A 23,253-nucleotide genomic window follows, 5' to 3' on the forward strand; every position below is an offset into this window, starting at 1 on the left:
TAGCTTAAATTTAAATAAAACAATTAGTTTGATTCAGCACAAAGTAATACTTTTCACATTTTATATAATACCCTAAACCCACTAAAACACTATTCTTATGAATCAACAGCTTATCGTTTTTTTAAAAGCATTACTCGGTAGTTGCAAAGACTTACTGCCAATAATTTTAGTGATCGCTTTTTTTCAATTTGCTGTTCTCCAACAACCCATGCCAAATATTGGTGATATTTTAGTAGGTTTAGCATTAGTTGTGCTCGGCCTGACTTTTTTTATTTATGGCCTAGAAATGGGACTATTTCCCATTGGCGAATCTATGGCACAAGCCTTTGCAAAAAAAGGCAGCATTAGTTGGTTACTTACCTTCGCTTTTTGCCTGGGCTTTGGCACCACCGTTGCCGAGCCTTCATTAATTGCTGTAGCCAAAGAAGCAGCAAGTGTGGCCGCCTCTGGTGGCATTATAAAAGATACTTTAGCCGCACAAATTTCCTATGCAAATGGACTGCGTTTTACTGTTGCATTTGCCGTAGGGCTTGCCATTGTGATTGGTGTATTACGTATTATACGTGGCTGGCCAATTCAATACCTCATCTTGGGAGGCTATGTACTTGTAGTGATGATGACTATGATTGCTCCAAGTTGGATAATCGGTATTGCTTACGATTCAGGTGGCGTGACTACATCAACCATTACCGTTCCCTTAGTCACTGCACTGGGCGTTGGTTTAGCTTCGGCAATCAAAGGTAGAAACCCGATGACCGATGGTTTTGGCTTAATCGCTTTAGCTTCATTAACCCCGATGGTTTTTGTGATGATTTACGGCATGGTGATCAATTAATGGCTTTACTTTTTGAGTTTTTAATTACCTTAAAAAACACCATTATTGACGTACTGCCAATACTGTCAATTATTTTAGGTTTCCAACTATTAGTGATCCGCAAACCCATTCCACATATTAAACAAGTCGGCTTTGGTTTTATTTATGTATTAATTGGTTTAGCTTTATTTTTACTGGGTCTAGAAAAAGCCTTATTTCCATTAGGTAAAATGATGGCAACACAATTAACAGCGCCAGAATTTATCCATACTGGCGAACAGGTATTAACTCGCATTCATTGGTCAGATTACTTCTGGGTATATATTTTTGCATCTGCAATAGGTTTTAGCACTACAATTGCTGAGCCGTCATTGATTGCTGTAGCAATAAAGGCAGAAGAAGTTTCTGGTGGAGCCATAAAGGCCAATAGTTTACGAATATCTGTGGCGATTGGTGTTGCTATCGGTATCGCCCTTGGTAGTTATCGAATCGTGGTTGGTCATCCTATTCATTACTATATTATCTCTGGTTATATCGTTGTCGTCATTCAAACTTTTTTTTGTCCTAAGCTAATTGTGCCTCTGGCTTACGACTCTGGCGGTGTAACCACATCAACAGTCACAGTCCCTTTAGTTGCCGCTTTAGGCTTAGGTTTAGCCAGTACCATTCCGGGACGTAGTCCACTGATTGATGGTTTTGGCTTAATCGCTTTTGCCAGTTTATTTCCTATTATTGCTGTAATGGCTTATGCACAATTAACCCAAGCAAAAGCCCAACAAATCGAACGAAAAAGTGAAAACAGAAAACGAATTAATATTAATAAACGCAGCTTAAGAAAAAAACAAGAGCCCTCAAAAAGCTCAAGACAAGATAAATTAAACAGGTGATCACATGCAATTCAAACTAATTGTCGCATTTGTTGACGACGGTGTAACAGACGAAGTTATGAAAGGCGCCAGAATGGCTGGAGCCACTGGCGCAACGATAATAAATAATGCTAGAGGTGAAGGTATTAAACGCCAAAGAACCTTTTTTGGTATGCAACTTGAGACACAAAGAGACGTATTACTTTTTGTCGTTGAAGAACATTTATCAAGAAAAATTCTAGAACGGATCAGTAAAATCGCAGGGTTTGACCAAGATCCGGGTAAAGGTATTGCGATTCAACTAAATGTCGAAGATGCTGTTGGCGTAGCTCATCAAGTAGAACGCTTAAAAGGCAAAGTTGAGGAAGAACTATGATCCATAAATTAGTACAAGTTAAAGATGCAATGACCACTGATAACTATCAATTTGCTGATGGCATGATGACTGTTGCTGAAGGTATTAAATTAGCAAAAAAGCATAATGTTAATGCCTTAATTATCAATAAGCGTAATCCTCAAGATGAATACGGTTTAGTGATGCTTGCTGATATTGCGAAAGAGGTCTTAGCAAAAGACCGTTCGCCCGACCGGGTAAACTTATATGAAATAATGGCAAAACCTATCTTAAGTGTTAACCCAAATATGGATGTAAGATATTGCGCTCGGTTATTTGAACGCTTTAGCATTCACTTAGCCCCCGTTGTTGCAGACAATGAAATTGTTGGCATGGTTGATTACATTAATATGGTTTTTAGCCAGATAGAATAGCACCCCTGTTATAAAGTCTAAGGTGATGCTTTAGGCTTTATTATGAGTAAAACATCTTGGCGTTTTAAAAGAAAAATAAGCGGTGATAAAAAATACGCCCATAACGATTAATGTGCCGGTGTCTCCCTGATAAGGTGTAATAACATTTAAATAAAATAAAGCATTCTCTAATAAGCCAACACCCACACCGATAATAAATAAAACATAGCCACTAGACTGCCCTTTTGCTCCGATAAGTTTGGCCAACAAATAGCCTAACACAGGTATAAAAGACCAAATAAAGAAGACCACTATTGAAAATATAATGGCTGATAAAGCAAGACTTTGCTGTGATAGAACATTAATAACCGAGTAAAGTTTAACCAAACAATAGCCAATATATAAATACAAAAATAACATCTACAACTTCCTAAAATAACGATAACCCAATTATAATAACAAGCAGTATAAAAATTAACTTATGCTAGAACAAACAAAGACCACTTAACTATAATTAACTAGCAAATAATGCTTTAGCTATTGTTCAATAAATCGTTACCGTGAGCTGAGTTATCGATTAGTTAGTTTGATTAATTAAATTAATAAGTCAGTTATCACAGCTGACAATTGATTATATAAAACATTTCTCATTGACGTTTTTCGCCATAACACACCAATTTCTCGATAATAATCTTGATCTAATGGTGCAATGGTTAACCCCTCATTTTCCCCAATATTTTTCTTTACCGCCATTTCAGGCAAAAAAGTAAAACCTTGATGAAAAGCGGTCATCTGTACCAATGTTGACAAGCTTGACGCAGAAAAAGAATGAATACGCGATTTATCAGCAAGTTTACATGCCGACAAGGCATGCTCAGTAAGGCAATGTTCTGATGATAATAAGAAAATACTCTGTTCTGGTAAATGTTTATAACTGTCTGTTTGTTGAAAGGTCTCTACTAGCCTTTTATTACCTGCCATAAAAAACCTGTCTTTACCTACTAATCGACAATGAAAGTTGTTTACTGCTATTGGCAACGCTAGAATCAACACATCTATTTCACCATTATTAAGCATCTTCATTAAGTTTTCAGTAGTATCTTCACGTAAAAACAAGGCTAAATCAGGAAGTTTACTTTGGCAGGCGCGTACAAAATCGGTTAATAGGAATGGCGCAATCGTTGGAATACAACCAATACGTACGGTGCCGGTATACTCACTACCTTGTTGTTTTGCAAAGCTGACTAATTCGTTGGCCGAGACTAATAACTGTCGGGATTTTTCAACAACTTCAATGCCCTGAGTAGTAAATATAAAAGATTTGTTGTCACGTTCAATTAATTGACAATTTAACTGTTCTTCTAATTTTAGAATAGCGCTGCTTAAGGTTGACTGACTAACAAAGCATGCACTAGCTGCTCGATGAAAATTTTGTTCTTGGTAAAGCGCAATTAAATAGCGTAAATGTTTAAGATTCGGTAAAAACATAAGGCAAAGTCCAAAGGGTAATGACGATTAATTTATCACATCACAATTAAATAAAACGATTATGATTTAACAAACACCGAATAAGGACCCGAGGACAAAAGTATAAATTTATTGTTAACTTGTCATTTTAATCAATAAACCGAGTATAAAGTTGATGAATATTAATTCAATCCATCGATTTCTTTAATTTTTTCTAAAGATACGGTAAAGTTAGAGGATTAATTTACACCATCATATAGGAAGCAACATGTCACAAGCATCAGCACGTCATTTATTAGTAGATACAGAAGAGCAATGTTTAACGCTTAAAGCACAAATCGAAGATGGAGCAGATTTTGCGGTTGTAGCGCAGGAGCACTCAAACTGTCCTTCAAAAATGCAAGGTGGAGATTTAGGATCATTTGGCCGTGGTCAAATGGTACCAGAATTTGATGAAGTGGTTTTCACTGCTGATTTAAACACAGTTCAAGGACCAGTAAAAACGCAATTTGGTTATCATTTATTAGAAGTAACGGCTCGCTCTTAATAGTCAGTTTGCTTAAAAATCGATAAAGGAAAGGTTATCAATGGCAAAAATTATAATGTTGATGCTGCTTTTATCGATTTCAAATCACTGCCAAGCTAATTCTATTGCAATTGACGCGGTAAAAGCAGATGAAAAAATAATTCATTACCTTGCTGATAAATCTATCACTAACTTTCAAATAACTTACCAGCAACTCGAGCTTGGTGATATTTGTGGATTTGTTGGTTGCCAGTGGCGAAAACTCGTTTCTGTCGTCGTAACGTCTAGAAGTGCTAATGCACCATCAACAACCATTGTCGCGCTTGTTGAAGGCCTAGTACCTAATAACCAAGAACAACCTAAGGTTACCTTTGTAACGTTAAACAATAGCCTACCCAACACGCTAACCTTTATTAATTAACGAACGCGTTAATACCTTATTAATTTGTTAGATACTTTCATTATTTTCTCGAATCTTTATTTGTTTTTCCTTATATAAATCATGCCTATTTCACAAATATCACTTCGCATAAATTTTTTAAACAATAATTCATTGACAGAATCGTTAATTAAACATCAATAACAGATCAATTTGTTGCTAATAATGTTAAATAAATGTTACGGTTGATTTGTCAGCAAAGACTGGCTAAAAAATCCTCAAGGCCATTGGAGGACAAATTAATCAAAGGAATGAGGGAGGAAAATAAAAATATCACTTGGCTTTTAATGCAAGTATAAATTAAGTAAAATTAGGAACACTTAATGCAAAATAATAATAAGATTTCTCAACTTTCATTCTTTATTGGCGCAGCACTTACCGCTGCAACAATGAACGCAACAGCTGTTGAAATGAGCGCCAGTTCACTGCAACAAGAAACAAACACCGGAACACCGGTTATGGCACCAGCAAGCCCAAGTCCAGTGCTTGGAAATTACCCGCTGGTAATCAAAAACCCTGCAGAACAAGCCTTTCAAAACATCATTTCAAATCAAAGTTCATATGGCTCAGTTGGTAATGAAAAATTTAAAGTTCGACGCCAATGGACTGATGAACTAGGTAAAAGCCATACTCACTTTGATCAAACGATTAACGGTATTAAAGTTTATGGTACAAGTATGATTATGCATACTAATTCGCCAATAAATACTTTTAACGCAAGTAACAGTGCAAGTAGCGTTTATAAAGTTACGGGTAAATTAGCCACTAATTCATTACCTTCGTTTTCAGTAATGAACAACGCTAGTGCATTAAGCAATGACTCTGCACAAGCACTGGTTGCTGCTGAAAGTGTTGGAGACGTGTTAAATATTCCTGAGCTTGCTTACGTGTACCTACCACTTTCAGAAGAAACTAAACTCGCTTATAGACTAGAAGTATCATGGGATAATGGCGGTGAAGACTTTGGTCGTGATTTTATATACTTTGATGTGAATACTTCTGAAATCTTAGCGAGAGAGCCACAAGTACATTCTGCTAAAAATTGGCGGACATACACGCTTAATGGCGGTTCGGCAAACTCGGCTCCAGGTACTTTGTTATGTACTAACACACAAAGTTGTGGCAGTAACGCCGCAGCACAACGTGCACATGATGGCGCGTCAAAAGTATATGACTATTATCAAAGTAAATTTGGTCGCGACAGCCTTGATAACAATGGAATGACACTCGTATCTAGTGTTGATTTAGGTGTAGTCAACGCTTATTGGACGGGCTCACAAATGATGTATGGTCAAGCATCTAGTGGCATGAACGACTTTACCAGTGACTTTGATATCATAGGTCATGAATTAACACACGGTGTCACAGATAAAACGGCAAACCTAATTTATGCCAATGCATCAGGCGCCTTAAACGAAGCTTGGTCAGATATTCTTGGTATCTCAGCCGAAGCTTACCGTAATGGCACAACAAGTTCTTCATGGTTATTGGGAGATGGTTTATATAACACTCAAGGTCAGGCCTTACGTTACATGGATAATCCAACTCAAGATAATTACTCAAAAGATTGGTACCCAGAGCGCATTCCTTTTGTAAGTAACCCAAGTAATAGTAATGACCAAGGTGGTGTTCACGGTAACTCAGGTATTGCTAATTTAGCTTATGTTTTGTTGGTAGACGGTGGTACTCATCCGCGCAACAAATCAACGGCACAAGTACCCAGTATAGGTATGGCAAAGGCCGAAAAGATTTTCTATCGTGCACTTGTTACCTACATGAATCAAAATACTAATTTTGCGGGTGCAAGAGCGGCAACAGCTCAAGCCGCACAAGATTTATATGGTGCTACCGAAAAAACAGCAGTAGAAACGGCTTGGTGTGCTGTAGGTGTTGGTGCTTGTCCGACAACAGGAACACCTCCAACGGGTAATGTATTAACCAATGGTGTTGCTGCCACGAACCTAAGTGCGTCAACAAATGCAGACGTTGTTTACACGATGGAAGTTCCATCGGGCGCAACAGATATCAGCTTTTTAACAACGGGTGGTTCTGGTGATGCTGATATGTATGTTAAGTTTGGTTCAGCACCTACCGATTCAAGCTATGACTGTCGTCCTTATAAAGGCGGAAATGTAGAGTCTTGTGCAGGTACATCAACGGGTGGAACATATTATGTTCGAGTCAAAGCCTATTCAGCATTTTCGGGAGTTAGCTTAACAGGTAGTTTTACAGAAGCTGCTACAGGAAATCCTGCGCTTAATGGTTCAGAGTCGAATGTTGCTGTATCAAAAGGACAGTGGAAGCGCTTTACTCAAGTTTTACCTGCAGGTTATGCCGATCTGACTATTAGCCTTTCAGGAGGGTCAGGTGATGCTGACTTATATATTCGCCGAGGAGCACAATCAACAGCTTCTGCCTATGATTGTCGACCTTATAAAAATGGTAACAATGAAAGCTGTAGCTTTACAAACCCTGCTGCAGGTACATGGTATATAGATATATTTGGCTATAGTACAGCTTCAGGTATGACGTTAACATTGCAAGCAAATCCATAAACTTACTTATAGTCATTACTTTATAAATAATAAATAAGTTAAGACTAGCCGGTGCTTTTGGCTAGTCTTTTTTTATCCACTTATTTAGTTTTTTAAAACGAAGTGCTAAAAGAAGAAAAGTAATAAAAAGATAAATACTCGGTTCTATGATTTCAGACTTTACCGACCAATAAAAATGAATCCCAACAAGAACAACAGCTAAGTAAACCCAATTATGGAGCTTTTGCCAATTTTTACCCATTTTTTTTCTTAATAACGAAATTGATGTTATCGCAAGCGTTAACAAAATCAATAACCCCGCCATACCAATAGTAATATAAGGTCGTTCAAGTATTTCACTCACAAATAGTGACCAATCAAACTGCACTTCAAACACTAGGAAATTGGTTAAATGTAGGAAAGCATAAGTAAAGCTATATAAGCCTACTAAACGGCGAACTTTTAATAATATTGATATTTTAAAACGCTTACTTAAAGGCGTTATCATTAAACTTAACAACAATAAATTAAACGCACCAATACCGGTAAAATGAATAATGGCCTCAACTGGATCAGCGCCTAGTTGATCAGTAAAAGCCAGATAATAAGCATTGGCTAGCGGTAAAAAAGCCGCGAGGTGGACAAAAACTTTAAACAAAATAACTTTATACTTCATAGAGATGATACGACTCAAGTTATTACTACAGATTAGTGGGGCAATAAAGCCCCTACTCACGATTTTACCCTGTCGCTATTTTTAAAAGTTTTTCCGTAAATCAAGGTTTCTATATAGATCGGCAACTTCCTCACCGTAGCCATTAAAAGGCAAAGTATCGATACGGTTACGCGCAAACAATCCGCCAGAAGTTAATCTTCGTTCACTGGCTTGACTCCACCTTGGATGGTCAACGTCAGGATTAACATTGGCATAAAAGCCGTATTCGTTAGGGGCTAAAATATTCCATGTTGACGCAGGAGGATGTTCAACAAATTTTATTGCAACAATCGATTTAATACTTTTAAAACCATATTTCCATGGCACCACTAAACGGATTGGCGCACCATTTTGTGCTGGTAATGTTTTGCCATAGAGACCGACACTCATTAAGGTAAGTGGGTTCATCGCCTCATCAATACGTAACCCTTCCACATAAGGGTAATCAATACCGCCGCCCATCCGTCTACTTGCTTGTCCTGGCATTTGTTCTGGGTCGTGTAAGGTTTCAAAAGCAATATACTTAGCCCGAGAGTTCGGCTGTGCCTTTTTTAATAGTTTTGATAATTCAAAGCCAACCCATGGGATAACCATTGACCAAGCTTCTACACATCGCAGCCGATAAATACGCTCTTCAAGGGCAAAACTTTTCGTTAAATCATCTAAATCTAAAGTATAAGGCTTATCACACTCACCACTTATCGTGAGCTGCCAAGGTTTAATATTGAAGTTTTGCGCATTATTAACGGGATCGTTTTTACCTATACCAAATTCATAAAAATTATTATGGCTGGTTACCTTAGCTTCAGGTGTCAGCACTTCAGTATTATTAGTAGCGTCAGTCGTGAACTTTAAGGGATAACGTTGAAAGGTATTTTCTGGTTCTGATGAAAAAAAATCTAAACCTTGGGCGTTTACAGTGCTAGATATAGTTGAAGATAATAAAGTACCGGCACCGAAGAAACCCATTTGCTTAATAAGCTGCCTACGCTTTAAGTAAACACTTTCGCTGGTAACTTGATGTTCTTTTAGTGCAGATTTTCCAAGAGATTTAATTAACATAAAGCGACTTCTCAGGTTATTAATTAACTAACGATAAACCAATAGACCCGAGAAATAGAGAAATACTTCATTATTTATAAAATAATATTACTGTTCTATCAATTAACGGGCAAATTGATGTAAATAATCAACCACAGCAGAAGATTCATATAACCAAGTAACCTTTTGGTTTTCATCAGTGATTTTCAAACAAGGTACCGTACGTTTTCCACCTTCTTTGATTAACTCTTCACGATAATTCTCATTTTGATTAATATTACGTAATTCGATATTTAAACCATCGCGTTTTATAGAACGACGAACTTTCACACAAAAAGGACAAGCGGGTAATTGATATAAGCTCAAGTGTTGTGTGCTTGTATCTATTTCAGCTTGCAATTGAGTTGTTCTTTTTGGGCCGCTCGGTGAAAAAACAAAATTTAACAATAAGATAATACGACCAATAATCCAGCGAACAATAAACATAAATCAACTTCTCTTTATTTAAAAAAAAACACTAGACTGTCTAAAAACAGCCACCCTAATTTTGCGCGAGTTTAACATAACTACTTGGTTAACACTGCTTTCATTTCGCGCAAATGGCTATCTACCACATCATATCGTCAGGAATTTGATAATCGGCATAAGGATCGTCAGCTTCAACTAAATCACTTTCCACTTTATCATTTTGTACTAAAATAACACTAGCATCTAAAGTCGCTACTTTTGCTGCGGTTTCAGCTGTCACTAAATAACTCTGTTCGGTTAACCCACAAACCGCTAATCGTCCATTAACTAAAGCTCTATGGGTAACCGCGTTAACAAATAACTTTTTAATTTTACTGTTAAAGGTGTAATTATATTCTGTTTCACCACTAACATTTTTTATTTGATGGTGTTCGAGTATTTGTTGGATGCGTAGCATTTTTTCTTTGTTGGCGAGTTGTTGCTTTTTTTCTTCATTGAGCGCGGTGTCTTTCGCCAATTTTTCTTTTTGAGCTTTAGCTAAGTCTTGCTTTACTTGTTCTTGTAAACTTTCGTCTTTTGCTACGCCACTGCGTTTTTGTTTATTTGATTTACGCTGGCTTGTATTTGCTTGTCGCGCTTTTTGCTTAGTCGTTAAGCCTGCTTTTAATAGCTGATCTTGTAAAGATGCCATACAAACTCCTTAATTAGGTTTATCAATAGTAATTGTTGCTATTCTATCGGGAAAAATAGCAATAAAAAAGTAGCTCGGCTTTTCTTTGTACATAAACCGATAATAATCTTCTATCATTAAATGTTAACTTTATAAATAATAAGGTAATCTAGCACGTCTAAATATCCTAAATACACCACATTATGAATAGATTTAAACATATATTAATTGGTTTCTTGCTGATCTTATTTTTAGTTGTTACAAGTTTAGGTACTTGGATTTACAGCCAAATTGATAGCGCGTTACCGGTACTTGAAGGAAAGCGAACATTACTTGGCTTGAGTGATACGGCCATTGTTGAGCGCGATAGTCAGGGTATTGTCACCATAAAAGCGAAGAAACGTAACGATGTTGCAGTCGCCACAGGGTTTATACATGCCCAAGAACGTTTTTTTCAGATGGACCTACTGCGCCGTAATTCAGCAGGCGAACTCGCCAGCTTATTCGGCGAAAAAGCCTTGCCACATGATAAAGAGATCCGCCGTCATCGTTTTCGTGAGCGTGCTAGAGCGATAGTTGCACAACTTCCTGAAAAAGATTTGGCCTTATTAAAAGCCTATACCCGTGGTGTGAATCAGGGCATAAATAATTTAAGTTCACCTCCTTTTGAATATTTATTACTTCAACAAGCTCCCGTTTCTTGGCAAGAAGAAGACACCATATTAACCGTATTAAGTATGTACATGGACTTGCAATATGCGGCAGGTGACCGTGAAAGAACCTTAGGAAATATAAAAAACACCTTAGGTGAAGATGTCTTTAAATTTTTGAATCCTAAAGGCAGTATCTGGGATGCAGCCATTGATGGTAGTCAGTATCCATCAAGTAAAATGCCAACACGTGCATGGCCTTCAGCCTCATCTGAACAAGATGCTTTAGCTGCTAATGTGGTGCTAAATTTAGTAACAGATATACCTGAGCAAAAATATCAAGGTGAGGAGTTCCCAGGTTCAAACAACTGGGCGGTATCGGGGGAAATAAGTAAAACAGGAAGTGCTATTGTTGCTAACGATATGCATTTAGGAATACGCGTACCAAACACTTGGTTTCGGGCAACCTTTGAATATCAAAGCGATAACAATAAAGCCATCAAAGTAACAGGACTGACCCTCCCGGGAACACCTAATATCATTGCTGGCAGTAACGGTAATATTGCATGGGGGTTTACTAATAGTTACGGCGATTGGAGCGATATAATTATTTTAGATACCAATGCAGATAAAAGCCAATACTTAACACCTGCAGGCTATCAAGACTTTACTGAGCATAAACATGTTATTGCGGTAAAAGGTCAAGACGCGCAGGAAATCATAGTCAAAGAAACAATTTGGGGGCCAGTTATAGGAACGAACAACAGCCAACAATTATTAGCTTATCGCTGGGTTGCTCATGATGTACAAGCCGTAAATCTGCACCAAACTCAACTCGAATTAGCCACTAGCGTTGACGAGGCATTTAACATTGCTAACCAAGCAGGTATTCCGGCACAAAATCTAGTTGTCGGAGATAAAGCGGGAAATATTGGCTGGACAATCATGGGGCCTATTCCAAAAAAATCCTCCTCGTTTGGTGAAACACCTACACATTGGGGTGACGGTATCAATCATTGGCAGGGATATTTAAAAGCGGATCTGTATCCTAAAATTAAAAATCCGCAAAATAATCGTTTATGGACCGCAAATGCTCGTGTGGTTGGCGGGGAAATGTTAGAAAAATTAGGTAACGGCGGTTATGCACTTGGTGCAAGGGCACAACAAATCAGAGAGGGATTGCTTGCAAAAGAGGTATTTTCAGAACAAAACTTACTTGATATTGCGCTGGACGACCGCGCCATTTTTTTAAAACGTTGGCAGAAATTTTTAATTGATAAAGTACTAACACCAGACGCGATTATCAATCATCCGCGTTGGCAAGCAGTGAAAGAAACCCTTAATATTGATAATTTATGTGCATGCACAGACTCGGTTGCTTATCGCCTTGTTAATAATTTTCGCTTGAATGTGCGTAATGATGTTTTTAGTCTACTCAACGAAAACTTAACTCACTTAGATAATGGCTACTCTTTTCACACCATTCGCCACCAAGTAGAAACACCGCTTTGGCAAATGATTAATGAACAACCAAGCAACTTTTTATGGTTGCCCGAAGATAACTGGCAAAAAGTTTTTGAGCGAGCACTCTCTACCACCTTAACGGATATGACCCAAGACCAACCATTGGCTAAAGCGACTTGGGGGCAACAAAACACCAGTAAAATACAACACCCACTTAGTAACGCTATACCCTTTATTGGTCGTTGGTTAGATATGCTGCCAATACCTCTTGCTGGCGATAGCTATATGCCTCGTGTCCAAGGAAAGTCTTTTGGTGCCTCTCAACGTATGGTGGTTTCACCGGGTCATGAGGCCTCAGGAATATTACATATGCCAACCAGCCAGTCTGGCCACCCGTGGAGCCCTTATTATGGTTTAGGTCATGATGATTGGGTACAAGGAAAGCCCTCACCTTTCTTACCGGGTGAGACAAAATATACACTGACATTACTGAGCTATTAAGCTAAATTTTCAACATTAAAATTAATATCTACAATATAAAAAGAGGAAAAGTATGACGATTCTTATCTGGTGTTTATTTGCAGCCACTCTATTGCCTTATTTAGCTAAAGCCCCTGTCGCAATAGCTATGAGTAAACTCGATGGTTATGACAATAACCACCCGCGTGCGCAACAAGCAAAACTAACTGGCTTTGGAGCCCGTGCACTCGCCGCTCACCAAAATGCTTTTGAATCACTGATTATTTTTGTCCCTGCGGTTTTACTCGCAATAACCACAAATACAATAACCGACAGTGTAACCTTCTTAGCAATTACCCACGTTGTCGCTCGAGTGGCTTACAACTTATTATATTTATTCAATATTGGACTACTGCGCTCAATTGTCTGGGGAGTAGCAACCGTGTCTTCTTTTGCCATTATTTGGCAATGTTTTCCGCAAAGCTAAAAATCTATTTCTATTATAGATTTTTTTAATACAAGCCTTTAGCAATAAAGGCTTGAACAATTTCTTCGCCCTCGCTAAAGTAATGCTATATATCCTAGCTAATAGCTTGTTTTAGTCGCCTTCATGACTTTCCTTTACTAAAACATCAGGATTCTTTCTTTTTAACCATTTTCGAAAATAATATATAGGGTGGAAGTACTGTGAGTGAAGATTTAGATCTGAATAAAATTCGTGAAAAAATAACCAAACTTGACCAGCAATTATTAGAGTTATTTGCTCAACGCCGTTCTCTCACTCTCAGTGTTGCAAAAAGTAAAGCGCATCAGATACGCCCCGTTCGCGATCAACAACGCGAGCAAGAATTATTAATACGTTTAATTAACCAAGGTAAAGTGCTTGGTTTAGACGCTCACTATGTTACCAGCGTTTATCAAACAATTATTGAAGATTCAGTATTAAATCAACAAGCCTACTTACAAACATTGGCCAACCCCAATATCCAAGTGCCTACGGTTAGCGTCGCTTTTCTAGGTAATAAGGGCTCTTATAGCTATTTAGCCAGTCATAGATATTTTTCACGCCGTGCAGCAAAAATCAATGAATACGGTTGCCAAAGTTTCAAAGAAATTATGCAACAAGTCGAATCTGGCCATGTAGATTACGGTATGCTGCCCATTGAAAATACCAGTTCAGGTAGTATTAACGAAGTTTATGACGCCCTGCAACACACTAACTTGTCAATTGTTGGTGAGATAACTCAGCCTATTGAGCACTGCTTATTATCCGCAGTAAATACCCAACTCAGCAAAATAAAAACGATTTACGCGCACGGACAACCCTTTACTCAGTGCAGTAATTTTCTCGACAAACAAAAAAACATTCGCATCGAATATTGTGACAGTACCGCTGATGCAATGGCCCAAGCGTATGAGTTGCAAGACCCTACAGTCGCCGTTATTGGCAGTGAAGAAGGTGGTCATCTCTACAAGCTTCATGCTTTAGAAAAGTCGATTGCTAACCAAGCAGAAAATCACAGTCGCTTTATTTTAGTCGCTCGTAAACCTATTGATGTCGCTGAACAAATCCCGGCTAAAACGGCATTGATTTTGGCAACAGGACAAAAAGCAGGTGCCTTAGTTGATTGTCTTATTATTTTAAAAGCAAAAGGTATCAACATGTGTAAACTTGAATCTAGACCTATTCAAGGGCGACCATGGGAAGAAATGTTTTATATTGATGTTGAAGCCAATTTGAAGAGTGCTGTACTGCAAGAGGCAATTAATGAAATAACCTCAATTACCAATTTCATTAAAATATTAGGCTGTTATCCTATTGAACATATTAGCCCAACCAGTGTACCAAGTAGCGCGATAAACGCTTAGCCGTTGTCGCTTAACTTTTAAGTTAATGGCTTTGATAAAGTCTCTACGCCAGCAATATTGACCTTACTCGACCTCGTGAAAAACACAGGTCGGTAAGGTTTTAGTTTTAAGCGTTATTCAACAACGCTTTAAGAGCTGCACGATAACATCGAACAACCCGCCTTATTTCTCGCCCATTCAGGACGTTTCTCACTGTAATGATGAAACTCAACTTGTTCATCATAAGGTTTTTCCAGAACCTTTTGTAATTCATGTAATTTACTAAAATCACCTTGCTCTGCAAGCTCAATGGCTTGTTGTGCTAAATAATTACGCAATACATATTTAGGGTTCACCTTATTCATCGCCGCTTTTCTTTGTGCTGCTGTTTTTTCGTCGTGCTGAATTCGATTAGCGTAGCTTTCTAGCCAAGAAGAAAAACGTGCTTGATGCTGTGGCGTTAACTGCTGGTCTAGATAGAAACAATCGGCAAAATGATTGACGTTATTTGCTTTAACTTTTTTGTCGTAACTAAAATCAGCCAGTAAACGATAAAAAATAGTCATGTCTGTTTCTATATCACCCAACAAGGTTTCAAGTGCTAAAAACAATGCTGTGTCCGCTTTATGGTTTATATCTTCAGCCGTAATACCCAGTTTATTCGACATCATTTCATGCCACTGTTGTTGATACGTTTTACTGTAATTATTTAATATCACTTCTAGTGGCTTAGATTCTTCTATCAATGGATAGATAGCGTTCGCTAATTGAAATAAATTCCATTGTGAAATTTCACCCTGTTTGCCGAAGCTGTAACGCTTACCTTGGGCATCTGTGGTATTTGGTGTCCAAGACAAATCAAAATTATCAATCCAACCATAAGGACCATAATCAATCGTTTCACCGATTAATGACATATTGTCGGTATTCATTACGCCATGAACAAAACCAACCCGCATCCAATGCACCATCAATCGACAAGTGCGTTGGGCAATTTCATCAAACCAAGCTAAGTAACCTTGTACCGAGTCATTTTCGTGGTCATTTAATAAATGCGGAAAATCTCGTTTTATCGAATAATCAACGAGCTGCTTTAACAAAGCCTTATCTTTACGGTAAGCCGGTAGCTCAATACTTCCAAAACGCATAAATGACGATGACACTCGACAGACAACAGCGCCTAATTCAGCTTTCGCATTACCGTTATAAAACATATCCCGAACGACACTGTCACCCGTTAACGATAAACTCAGTGCTCGGGTGGTAGGAATACCTAAATGAAACATCGCTTCTGAACATAAGAACTCTCGTACCGATGAACGTAATACCGCTAAGCCGTCAGCCGTTCGTGAAAACGGTGTTGGTCCTGCACCTTTTAGCTGGAGAACTTTATGGCCATCTAAGGGAGTGTTTACTTCAGCTAAGTTAATGGCGCGGCCATCACCTAATTGTCCAGCCCAATGGCCAAACTGGTGTCCGCCATAACACATCGCATAAGGGGCAAATTCTTCAGGCACGACATTCCCCGTGAACAACTGTAAAAATTCATCACTTTTAAGCTGCTCTTCGCTTAACCCTAATATTGAGGCAACATCACGACTAGTCGTAACCAACTGTGGATTTGACGTTCTTTTAGGCGATACCCAAGAAAAAGCAGCGGCATGAACTTGGTGCGGAAAAATAGACTCTTCTAAATCTTCAGGTAACTGTGAAGAAAAGCTATTCTCAATATTGAAATCTAAGTAAGACAAAATAAGCGACTAATTGAAAAATAGAATTGAAAGGGAATTATTGACTGTCAGTTTCTATATTGCAATATTCATTTCAAACAAAAAGCTGATTTGGGTTATACCCTTGTCAGCTTTCTAATACTTATTTATATATTCACTTATAAATATCATTAAAAAGTAATATCTACTCAGGTAAAAGCTAGCACTGACTATTGCAAAGCTATCGTCAGTTCAGCTTTAAACGTGCTATGGCAAGATTGACAAGCCAGTATTAATTCTTGATATTCAGCGACAATAACAACCATATTTTTTTCTTTGGCCGCTTGCTTAATTTTGATAGCGCCACCATGAACAACTTTGTCAAAACCTTTAAATATAGCGACTTTTGATCCTAAGGCTTTCATCAATTTTTTCCGTTGCGACATTGCCGGTTTTGGGTGATTAATAATCCCCTGTGCTGCACTTTCAACAAGGCTAAAGTCTTCTAAAATAATTCCTTGTGTGATCATCTTGGTGTCAGATAACAATGCCTGCATAACCTGTTTAAACGTTACAATACTATTTTTATCGATATCTTGTTGGTAATGCTGTGCGTTCGCTGAAACAGCAACGAAAAAAGCTATCACGACACTGGTAATAATCATTGTTTTTTGTATTTTATACATGGCGACTCTTATTTTATCGAAAGGTAAATGAGTAAACTAAGGTTAATAAAGGAGTTAAGTCATTATGACAATAATCGCTTTAACGTTAACCAAACAGGAAACAATCATTCATACTCGCATAAGGACAGCCAATTTACGCCAAAAATATTAAAGCGCTTTAGCTTAGTTCAGTTTCGCGGTAAAATAGCGGCAAATTCTAGCGCCCTATTAGGCTTTATCTTGCAAACATTAGCCCAGCTCAATTCAGGTAAATATTCAGATATAACGCATTTAACCCTCAGTGAGAATTTAACTGAATTTCCGCAAAAAATCTTTTCATTAGCAAACTCTCTTGAAGTATTAGACTTAGCAAATAACAAATTAACGGCTTTACCCTTTGAGTTTTCTTCATTGAAGAAGTTAAAGATATTATTTTTAACTAATAATAACTTTAAAAGTATTCCTGAAGTCTTAGCGGCTTGCCCACAACTAGAAATGATCAGTTTCAAGGGTAATCAATTAAGCCGAGTAGATGAAGACGTGCTGCCAACAGGAACACGTTGGTTGATATTAACCGATAATAAAATATCAGCACTCCCCCATTCAATGGGCAAGCTAAGCCGTTTACAAAAATTAGCATTGGCTGGCAACCAATTACAGCAACTGCCCGATAGTATGAAGAACTGTAAAAATTTAGAATTAATGCGTCTTTCGGCTAATCAGTTAATCACACTTCCCGATTGGCTCTTTCAACTACCTAAATTGGCGTGGCTGGCTTTTTCGGGTAATAAGTTAACGCGCAGTGTTAAACCAGTGATTGATCAGATACCGAGTATTTCACCACAAGACTTTCAACTAAAACAAAAATTAGGTGAAGGCGCATCAGGGATAATTCATCAAGCAACATGGTTAACTAAACCTATCACCATTGATTCAGATGACGATATAGCAGTAAAGATTTTTAAAGGTGAAATAACCAGTGATGGTTACCCTATTGATGAACTAAATAATTGCTTGCAAGCCGGTGAACATAAAAACTTAATCAAAGTCATTGCTAAAATTATGTCGAAAGAGCAACTTTCTTTAATAATGGAGTTAATTCCTCAGCGTTTTTATAACTTAGGTTTACCCCCTTCATTAACAAGCTGTACTCGTGATACGTTCCCTACATCTGCCACATTAACAACAAGTCAGATAATAAAAATAGTCCTTAGCATGGCTGATACTTTACGTCATTTGCATGAAAATAAAGTCAGCCATGGTGACATCTATGCTCACAATACTATGGTCGATGAAAACGCAAATATGCTGTTTGGTGATTTTGGTGCCGCTTCTAACTTGAAGGTTTTGCCTGAAACACAACAAAAAGCAATGCAAGCGATAGAAGTGAGAGCTTTAGGCTGTTTATTAGATGATTTATTGCCTTTGTCTGCTCATTTAGAAAACACTGCGCAATACCAAGCTCTGTTGATAATAAAAGAGCGTTGTATGCAAGCCGATACGTTTAAAAGACCCACCTTTTTCGCTATCGTTGAGCAATTAAAAGTACACGTTTAACCTGATTTTTTAATTCATATTATTAGGCGTATAACCGGTGAGATCGAATGACTGGTTTTAAAAGCTCTCTTTTAAAACCAGTTTATTCTCTACAAAGCGATTTTTTTTAAACACCAGTACTAAAACGATTCAAACACATTTGCTTGCCCAGCCCCTTTAACCTAAAATATCGACAAGTTAATTTTTCCTTCAAATAATAAGGTTTTTCATGGCACAACCATTACCAGATAAATTTATCATGTCGATGAACCGCGTATCAAAAGTGGTTCCACCTAAAAGAACAATACTTAAAGATATTAGTCTTTCATTTTTCCCTGGCGTTAAAATTGGTGTTTTAGGTTTAAACGGTTCAGGTAAATCAACGCTGCTTCGAATTATGGCAGGTGTTGATAAAGATTTTGAAGGTGAAGCAACGTCTTTAGCCGGTACAAAAATAGGTTACTTACCGCAAGAGCCTCAACTTGATGAAAGCCAAACAGTGCGTGAAGCTGTTGAAGAAGGGGTTGCTGAAGTTAAAAATGCTATGGCTCGTTTAGACCAAGTCTATAACGAATATGCAGAAGAAGGCGCTGATTTTGATGCCTTAGCCAAAGAACAAGGCGATTTAGAAGATATTATTAATGCGCAAGATGGTCATAATCTTGATAACGTTTTAGAACGTGCGGCTGATGCTTTACGCTTACCTGAATGGGATCAAAAAATCGCGGTGCTAAGTGGTGGTGAACGCCGTCGTGTCGCGCTTTGTCGTTTATTGCTCGAAAAACCAGACATGTTATTACTTGATGAACCAACTAACCATTTAGATGCTGAATCTGTTGCTTGGTTAGAGCGATTCTTACACGATTATCCAGGCACTGTGGTAGCAATTACCCATGATAGATACTTCCTTGATAATGTAGCGGGTTGGATTCTAGAGCTTGATAGAGGGCATGGTATTCCTTATGAAGGTAACTATTCTTCATGGCTAGAACAAAAAGACGCACGTCTTGCACAAGAAAGTAAAGGTGAAAGTGCACTACAAAAAACCATTAAGCAAGAACTTGAATGGGTGCGTTCAAATCCGAAAGCTCGTCAATCAAAAAGTAAAGCCCGTATGGCGCGCTTTGAAGAGCTTAATAGTCAAGATCATCAAAAACGTAATGAAACCAACGAACTTTACATTCCACCTGGACCTCGTCTAGGGGATAAGGTTTTAGATGTTAATAACTTAACAAAATCTTTTGGTGACAGAGTACTCATTGATGACTTAAGTTTTAGTGTGCCAAAAGGTGCTATTGTTGGCATTATCGGACCAAACGGCGCAGGTAAGTCAACATTGTTTAAAATAATGTCAGGCGCAGAAAAACCAGACTCGGGTAATGTCGAGCTAGGTGATACGGTTAAACTTGCCAGTGTAGATCAGTTCCGTGATGACATGGACAATAGTAAAACCGTCTACCAAGAAATATCTCAAGGCCATGAGATATTACAAATTGGTAATTTTGAAATTCCAAGCCGTGCTTATGTCAGCCGTTTTAACTTTAAAGGTAACGATCAACAAAAGATCATCGGTGAGTTGTCTGGTGGTGAACGTAACCGAGTTCATTTAGCTAAACTAGTGCAAACCGGCGGTAACGTATTACTGCTTGATGAACCAACCAACGATCTTGATGTTGAAACCTTACGTGCGCTTGAAGAAGCGTTGTTAGAGTTCCCAGGTTGTGCCATGGTTATCTCGCATGACCGTTGGTTCCTTGATCGCATTGCAACTCACATTTTAGATTACCGTGATGAAGGTAAAATTAACTTCTATGAAGGTAATTTTACTGACTATGAAGCTTGGTTAAAGAAAACATTGGGCCCTGCAGCTACTGAGCCTCACAGAATTAGATACAAAAAAATTGGCTAACCTAAGGCTAATAGATAATTTTTAAATTACCTATTAGTTATTAAATAGTTATCGGCACTTTATTTTTGTGGTTTTATAAAAATCCACACGAATAAAGTGCCTTTTTGCTAAAAGGGAGCTATGCTAAAGATACCCATTTATAATTTGAACTTAAGCAATGGAAAATAGACGTCAATTCACGCGAGTTTTGTTTTCAATCAATGCGATATTAGAGGTTGAACAGCAGAATTATCCAGTTACTATCCACGACATTTCACTTAATGGCGCTTTGGTCACTATGCCTAAAGCTGAAAAGTCATTAAAAGGTAAGTTAGGCTTATTACATTTTGACTTAGTTAATGGCGAATCAATCGTTGAAATGCATATTGCTGTCGTTCATGAAGAAAATGACAAGCTAGGTTTACAGTGTGAAGTAGGCTTGCAATGTAATGCTATCGATATTGACAGTGTCACCCATTTAAGACGGTTAGTTGAATTAAATTTAGGTGATGAAAGCCAGTTACATAAAGAACTTTCACAATTATCACGCCTTGCTTAATATGATGACAATCGCCTTGCTTTATAGAGGAACATTATGAATCACTTAGTTATTTCATTTATTACCAAAGACCGTCCTGGTTTAGTCGAAACCTTATCCAAAGTCATTAAACAACACCAAGGTAACTGGCAAACCAGCAGTTTGCATCATTTGTCCGGCTGTTTTGCTGGTGTACTTGAAATAGCGGTAGCGCAAGCTCAATGTGAAGCCCTAACTCGTGCAATTACGACACTGGACGGTTTTAAAGTCATTATCGAAAAGACTACCCCTAGCCAAATAAACGATGAGTCACCGGTAGTTTTAGAGCTAACAGCAAACGATCGAGAAGGTATTGTAGAAGAAATATCTGCGGTTATTCACCATCAAGGCGGTAACATGATAAAGCTTGTCAGCGAGCAAGATAATGCGCCACATACTGGCCAGCCACTATTTAAAGCAAAAATAACCTTAGCGGTTAATAAAGAACAAACACCAAGCTTAATAAATGCATTAGAAGATCTTGCTGACGATTTAATGATTGATATTTCTCGTTAATCTGTTGAATAGTAACTTAATCTACACGGTATTATTAGCCCACTTATCAATACCTCTTTGGGCTTGATAATCCCGTGATATTTTATTCATAGACTGGCTTAACCCTAATGTTAAAAAGGATCCAGTAAACAAGATTCCCCCTCTTTCCCCTTCAATAATGCTCCCGTAAAATTACTGTTAACTCCTAGCTACTAAACTAAAAAACTAAAAAACTAAAAAACTAAAAATAAGTATTAACTGAAAATGGCCTTACCTCCCCTAATGATTTTGATGAACCTTTAGGGATTTACCAGTGCAATAGAAACAAAAAGGCCCGACATAAGCCAGGCCTTTTCAAAGTGGTACTGGTGCTTTTTCTTAAAGCTTAATACCTAATTTTTTCAATTCTTTTTGAACAACTGAGTTCGGTAATGGAATATAACCATCTTTCTCAACAATCTTTTGACCCGACTTAGAAAGTACCATAGTTAAAAATTCAGCATCCATTGGCGCTAATGGCTTGTTTGGATGCTTATTTACATAAACGTATAGGAAACGAGATAGTGGGTATTTTTTCGATATAGCATTCTCCATATTAGCTTCAACATAGTTGTCACCTTTTTTAGACAAAGCTAAAGCACGAACACCTGAAGTTGTATAACCGATACCAGAATATCCAATACCGTTTAGTGAAGAGGATACTGATTGAACGACTGAAGCTGAGCCAGGTTGTTCATTAACTGTGTTTTTAAAATCACCTTTACAAAGGGCTTTCTTTTTAAAGTAACCGTAAGTACCAGAAACTGAGTTACGACCATAAAGTTGAATGTCTTTTGCTTCCCAGTCACCTGTTAAACCTAAGTCACCCCAACGGTCTGCATCTTTATCAGCACCACATTTGCGGTTATTTGAGAAAATAGCATCGACTTGATCAATACGTAATCCTTTAATAGGGTTATCTTTATGAACAAATACCGCTAATGCGTCAATAGCAACACGAACAGCCATTGGCTTATAACCGTAACGTTTTTCGAATGCTTCTATTTCACGCGACTTCATCTTACGGCTCATAGGGCCTAAGTTTGAAGTGGCTTCTGTTAATGCTGGTGGCGCAGTAGATGAACCAGCGGCTTGAATTTGTATATTCACATTTGGGTAAGTGCGCTTAAACTCTTCAGCCCAGAATGTCATCATGTTTGCTAAGGTATCTGAACCCACTGAAGATAAGTTACCTGAAATACCACTGACTTTTTTATATTCAGGTAAATCTTTATCCATTGCTAATGATGAGAAACTCACCAAGCTTGCTAAACCTATAACGCCTAAAGCACGTTTAAAACCCATGTTATTCTCCACTGAGAGTGATGTCCCATTAAATTATTATTAATTTGTTTGGGGCTAATTAATTTATGAACACTATATAAAGTTTATGTGACAATTATATTTAAGGTTTATGACACTTATATTACAGTGATCAATATATGGGTATATAAACAACATTTAATCAATTTCTCTCCTTTGTTCAAAGATAAAGGCGAATAGTTAGACCCTAGCAACGACTTTATAACGAGCAGTATTACTGGAACTTACGGCGAAATAAGAATTAACACATCAAATAATAGCGTTCATCATTAAAGCCGTGAATGTTCAGATAAAAGATTAGGATAAAAATACC

23 protein-coding genes are annotated in these 23,253 nt (G+C 37.8%); 14 read left to right on the forward strand and 9 right to left on the reverse strand.

Annotated elements, in window-relative coordinates:
- The first annotated feature begins 97 nt into the window (after positions 1-97).
- Genes H4J75_RS08130 through H4J75_RS08145 form a run of 4 tightly spaced genes read left to right on the forward strand, consistent with a single transcriptional unit; the run spans position 98 to position 2,448 of the window.
- Positions 98-835 carry a DUF1538 domain-containing protein gene (locus tag H4J75_RS08130; protein WP_182216512.1) on the forward strand — a complete coding sequence of 246 codons (738 nt, stop codon included), beginning with the start codon at positions 98-100 and terminating at the stop codon, positions 833-835.
- Positions 835-1,701: a DUF1538 domain-containing protein gene (locus H4J75_RS08135; protein ID WP_182221832.1), complete on the forward strand. Its 867-nt coding sequence runs from the start codon at positions 835-837 to the stop codon at positions 1,699-1,701. The genes H4J75_RS08130 and H4J75_RS08135 overlap by 1 nt, the downstream gene beginning before the upstream one ends.
- Before the next feature lie 4 nt (positions 1,702-1,705).
- Positions 1,706-2,056: a P-II family nitrogen regulator gene (locus H4J75_RS08140; protein WP_070375962.1), complete on the forward strand. Its 351-nt coding sequence runs from the start codon at positions 1,706-1,708 to the stop codon at positions 2,054-2,056.
- On the forward strand, positions 2,053-2,448 hold the full coding sequence (locus H4J75_RS08145; protein WP_182221833.1) for a CBS domain-containing protein: 396 nt from the start codon (positions 2,053-2,055) through the stop codon (positions 2,446-2,448). The genes H4J75_RS08140 and H4J75_RS08145 overlap by 4 nt, the downstream gene beginning before the upstream one ends.
- 30 nt (positions 2,449-2,478) lie before the next feature.
- Here the strand turns inward: H4J75_RS08145 and H4J75_RS08150 are convergent, their stop codons facing one another.
- On the reverse strand, positions 2,479-2,847 hold the full coding sequence (locus H4J75_RS08150) for a hypothetical protein (protein ID WP_182221834.1): 369 nt from the start codon (positions 2,845-2,847) through the stop codon (positions 2,479-2,481).
- A gap of 174 nt (positions 2,848-3,021) precedes the next feature.
- Entirely contained in the window at positions 3,022-3,915 is an 894-nt protein-coding gene (locus H4J75_RS08155; protein ID WP_182221835.1) for a hydrogen peroxide-inducible genes activator, read from the reverse strand.
- Positions 3,916-4,162: 247 nt separating this feature from the next.
- On the opposite strand from H4J75_RS08155, the gene H4J75_RS08160 reads away from it, so the two are divergent.
- From H4J75_RS08160 to H4J75_RS08170, 3 genes are all read left to right on the forward strand, one after another.
- Complete coding sequence (locus tag H4J75_RS08160) at positions 4,163-4,441, forward strand: peptidylprolyl isomerase (RefSeq protein WP_070375959.1); 279 nt, start codon at positions 4,163-4,165, stop codon at positions 4,439-4,441.
- Between the two features lie 40 nt (positions 4,442-4,481).
- The gene (locus H4J75_RS08165) at positions 4,482-4,841 is read left to right on the forward strand and encodes a hypothetical protein (RefSeq protein ID WP_182221836.1); all 360 of its coding nucleotides are present in this window, start codon (positions 4,482-4,484) and stop codon (positions 4,839-4,841) included.
- Positions 4,842-5,182: 341 nt separating this feature from the next.
- Complete coding sequence (locus H4J75_RS08170; RefSeq protein WP_182221837.1) at positions 5,183-7,414, forward strand: M4 family metallopeptidase; 2,232 nt, start codon at positions 5,183-5,185, stop codon at positions 7,412-7,414.
- Between the two features lie 61 nt (positions 7,415-7,475).
- On the opposite strand, the gene msrQ is transcribed toward H4J75_RS08170, so the two are convergent.
- From msrQ to H4J75_RS08190, 4 genes are all read right to left on the reverse strand, one after another.
- Positions 7,476-8,069, reverse strand: a complete 594-nt coding sequence (gene msrQ, locus H4J75_RS08175; protein WP_182221838.1) for a protein-methionine-sulfoxide reductase heme-binding subunit MsrQ — start codon at positions 8,067-8,069, stop codon at positions 7,476-7,478.
- An 81-nt stretch (positions 8,070-8,150) separates the two neighbouring features.
- Positions 8,151-9,170, reverse strand: coding sequence for a protein-methionine-sulfoxide reductase catalytic subunit MsrP (msrP, locus tag H4J75_RS08180; RefSeq protein WP_182221839.1), 1,020 nt, complete (start codon positions 9,168-9,170; stop codon positions 8,151-8,153).
- Between the two features lie 102 nt (positions 9,171-9,272).
- Positions 9,273-9,635, reverse strand: a complete 363-nt coding sequence (locus H4J75_RS08185) for a glutaredoxin (protein ID WP_182216499.1) — start codon at positions 9,633-9,635, stop codon at positions 9,273-9,275.
- Between the two features lie 121 nt (positions 9,636-9,756).
- Positions 9,757-10,308 carry a DUF2058 domain-containing protein gene (locus H4J75_RS08190; protein ID WP_182216498.1) on the reverse strand — a complete coding sequence of 184 codons (552 nt, stop codon included), beginning with the start codon at positions 10,306-10,308 and terminating at the stop codon, positions 9,757-9,759.
- 182 nt (positions 10,309-10,490) lie between these two features.
- Here H4J75_RS08190 and H4J75_RS08195 point away from each other — a divergent pair, with 182 nt between their 5' ends.
- The 3 genes from H4J75_RS08195 (at position 10,491) to H4J75_RS08205 (ending at position 14,729) form a co-directional block, all read left to right on the forward strand.
- A complete protein-coding gene (locus tag H4J75_RS08195; RefSeq protein ID WP_182221840.1) occupies positions 10,491-12,902 on the forward strand; it encodes a penicillin acylase family protein in 2,412 nt (803 codons plus the stop codon).
- 52 nt (positions 12,903-12,954) lie between these two features.
- On the forward strand, positions 12,955-13,347 hold the full coding sequence (locus H4J75_RS08200; RefSeq protein WP_070375942.1) for an MAPEG family protein: 393 nt from the start codon (positions 12,955-12,957) through the stop codon (positions 13,345-13,347).
- 200 nt (positions 13,348-13,547) lie between these two features.
- On the forward strand, positions 13,548-14,729 hold the full coding sequence (locus tag H4J75_RS08205; protein WP_182221841.1) for a chorismate mutase: 1,182 nt from the start codon (positions 13,548-13,550) through the stop codon (positions 14,727-14,729).
- Between the two features lie 128 nt (positions 14,730-14,857).
- Here the strand turns inward: H4J75_RS08205 and H4J75_RS08210 are convergent, their stop codons facing one another.
- Together H4J75_RS08210 and H4J75_RS08215 are read right to left on the reverse strand one after the other, a co-directional pair.
- The gene (locus H4J75_RS08210; protein WP_182221842.1) at positions 14,858-16,459 is read right to left on the reverse strand and encodes a YdiU family protein; all 1,602 of its coding nucleotides are present in this window, start codon (positions 16,457-16,459) and stop codon (positions 14,858-14,860) included.
- 188 nt (positions 16,460-16,647) lie between these two features.
- On the reverse strand, positions 16,648-17,103 hold the full coding sequence (locus H4J75_RS08215) for a hypothetical protein (protein ID WP_182221843.1): 456 nt from the start codon (positions 17,101-17,103) through the stop codon (positions 16,648-16,650).
- 27 nt (positions 17,104-17,130) lie between these two features.
- On the opposite strand from H4J75_RS08215, the gene H4J75_RS08220 reads away from it, so the two are divergent.
- The 4 genes from H4J75_RS08220 to H4J75_RS08235 all read left to right on the forward strand — a co-directional run bounded on the left by H4J75_RS08220 (position 17,131) and on the right by H4J75_RS08235 (position 21,599).
- Positions 17,131-18,639, forward strand: coding sequence for a leucine-rich repeat-containing protein kinase family protein (locus tag H4J75_RS08220; RefSeq protein ID WP_259366342.1), 1,509 nt, complete (start codon positions 17,131-17,133; stop codon positions 18,637-18,639).
- Positions 18,640-18,847: 208 nt separating this feature from the next.
- Positions 18,848-20,527, forward strand: a complete 1,680-nt coding sequence (ettA, locus tag H4J75_RS08225; RefSeq protein WP_070375937.1) for an energy-dependent translational throttle protein EttA — start codon at positions 18,848-18,850, stop codon at positions 20,525-20,527.
- 157 nt (positions 20,528-20,684) lie between these two features.
- Positions 20,685-21,065, forward strand: coding sequence for a PilZ domain-containing protein (locus H4J75_RS08230; RefSeq protein WP_070375936.1), 381 nt, complete (start codon positions 20,685-20,687; stop codon positions 21,063-21,065).
- 36 nt (positions 21,066-21,101) lie between these two features.
- Positions 21,102-21,599, forward strand: coding sequence for a glycine cleavage system protein R (locus H4J75_RS08235; RefSeq protein ID WP_182221844.1), 498 nt, complete (start codon positions 21,102-21,104; stop codon positions 21,597-21,599).
- Between the two features lie 357 nt (positions 21,600-21,956).
- On the opposite strand, the gene H4J75_RS08240 is transcribed toward H4J75_RS08235, so the two are convergent.
- Positions 21,957-22,922 (reverse strand): PstS family phosphate ABC transporter substrate-binding protein, encoded by a 966-nt coding sequence (locus H4J75_RS08240; RefSeq protein WP_182221845.1) that lies wholly within the window; start codon positions 22,920-22,922, stop codon positions 21,957-21,959.
- Positions 22,923-23,253 lie beyond the last annotated feature (331 nt).

The sequence above is a fragment of the Colwellia sp. BRX10-1 genome, assembly GCF_014077545.1.
Classification (GTDB): Bacteria; Pseudomonadota; Gammaproteobacteria; order Enterobacterales; family Alteromonadaceae; genus Colwellia_A.

What these genes read in the sequence shown, in the direction of transcription:
- H4J75_RS08235 (WP_182221844.1), top strand. Translation starts at nt 21,102, where the DNA reads ATGAATCACTTAGTTATTTCATTTATTACCAAAGACCGTCCTGGTTTA.
- H4J75_RS08165 (WP_182221836.1), top strand. Translation starts at nt 4,482, where the DNA reads ATGGCAAAAATTATAATGTTGATGCTGCTTTTATCGATTTCAAATCAC.
- H4J75_RS08185 (WP_182216499.1), bottom strand. Translation starts at nt 9,635, where the DNA reads ATGTTTATTGTTCGCTGGATTATTGGTCGTATTATCTTATTGTTAAAT.
- H4J75_RS08240 (WP_182221845.1), bottom strand. Translation starts at nt 22,922, where the DNA reads ATGGGTTTTAAACGTGCTTTAGGCGTTATAGGTTTAGCAAGCTTGGTG.
- msrP (WP_182221839.1), bottom strand. Translation starts at nt 9,170, where the DNA reads ATGTTAATTAAATCTCTTGGAAAATCTGCACTAAAAGAACATCAAGTT.
- H4J75_RS08140 (WP_070375962.1), top strand. Translation starts at nt 1,706, where the DNA reads ATGCAATTCAAACTAATTGTCGCATTTGTTGACGACGGTGTAACAGAC.
- H4J75_RS08170 (WP_182221837.1), top strand. Translation starts at nt 5,183, where the DNA reads ATGCAAAATAATAATAAGATTTCTCAACTTTCATTCTTTATTGGCGCA.
- H4J75_RS08215 (WP_182221843.1), bottom strand. Translation starts at nt 17,103, where the DNA reads ATGTATAAAATACAAAAAACAATGATTATTACCAGTGTCGTGATAGCT.
- H4J75_RS08230 (WP_070375936.1), top strand. Translation starts at nt 20,685, where the DNA reads ATGGAAAATAGACGTCAATTCACGCGAGTTTTGTTTTCAATCAATGCG.
- ettA (WP_070375937.1), top strand. Translation starts at nt 18,848, where the DNA reads ATGGCACAACCATTACCAGATAAATTTATCATGTCGATGAACCGCGTA.
- H4J75_RS08190 (WP_182216498.1), bottom strand. Translation starts at nt 10,308, where the DNA reads ATGGCATCTTTACAAGATCAGCTATTAAAAGCAGGCTTAACGACTAAG.
- H4J75_RS08150 (WP_182221834.1), bottom strand. Translation starts at nt 2,847, where the DNA reads ATGTTATTTTTGTATTTATATATTGGCTATTGTTTGGTTAAACTTTAC.
- H4J75_RS08155 (WP_182221835.1), bottom strand. Translation starts at nt 3,915, where the DNA reads ATGTTTTTACCGAATCTTAAACATTTACGCTATTTAATTGCGCTTTAC.
- H4J75_RS08145 (WP_182221833.1), top strand. Translation starts at nt 2,053, where the DNA reads ATGATCCATAAATTAGTACAAGTTAAAGATGCAATGACCACTGATAAC.
- H4J75_RS08130 (WP_182216512.1), top strand. Translation starts at nt 98, where the DNA reads ATGAATCAACAGCTTATCGTTTTTTTAAAAGCATTACTCGGTAGTTGC.
- H4J75_RS08135 (WP_182221832.1), top strand. Translation starts at nt 835, where the DNA reads ATGGCTTTACTTTTTGAGTTTTTAATTACCTTAAAAAACACCATTATT.
- msrQ (WP_182221838.1), bottom strand. Translation starts at nt 8,069, where the DNA reads ATGAAGTATAAAGTTATTTTGTTTAAAGTTTTTGTCCACCTCGCGGCT.
- H4J75_RS08220 (WP_259366342.1), top strand. Translation starts at nt 17,131, where the DNA reads ATGAGTAAACTAAGGTTAATAAAGGAGTTAAGTCATTATGACAATAAT.
- H4J75_RS08160 (WP_070375959.1), top strand. Translation starts at nt 4,163, where the DNA reads ATGTCACAAGCATCAGCACGTCATTTATTAGTAGATACAGAAGAGCAA.
- H4J75_RS08195 (WP_182221840.1), top strand. Translation starts at nt 10,491, where the DNA reads ATGAATAGATTTAAACATATATTAATTGGTTTCTTGCTGATCTTATTT.
- H4J75_RS08200 (WP_070375942.1), top strand. Translation starts at nt 12,955, where the DNA reads ATGACGATTCTTATCTGGTGTTTATTTGCAGCCACTCTATTGCCTTAT.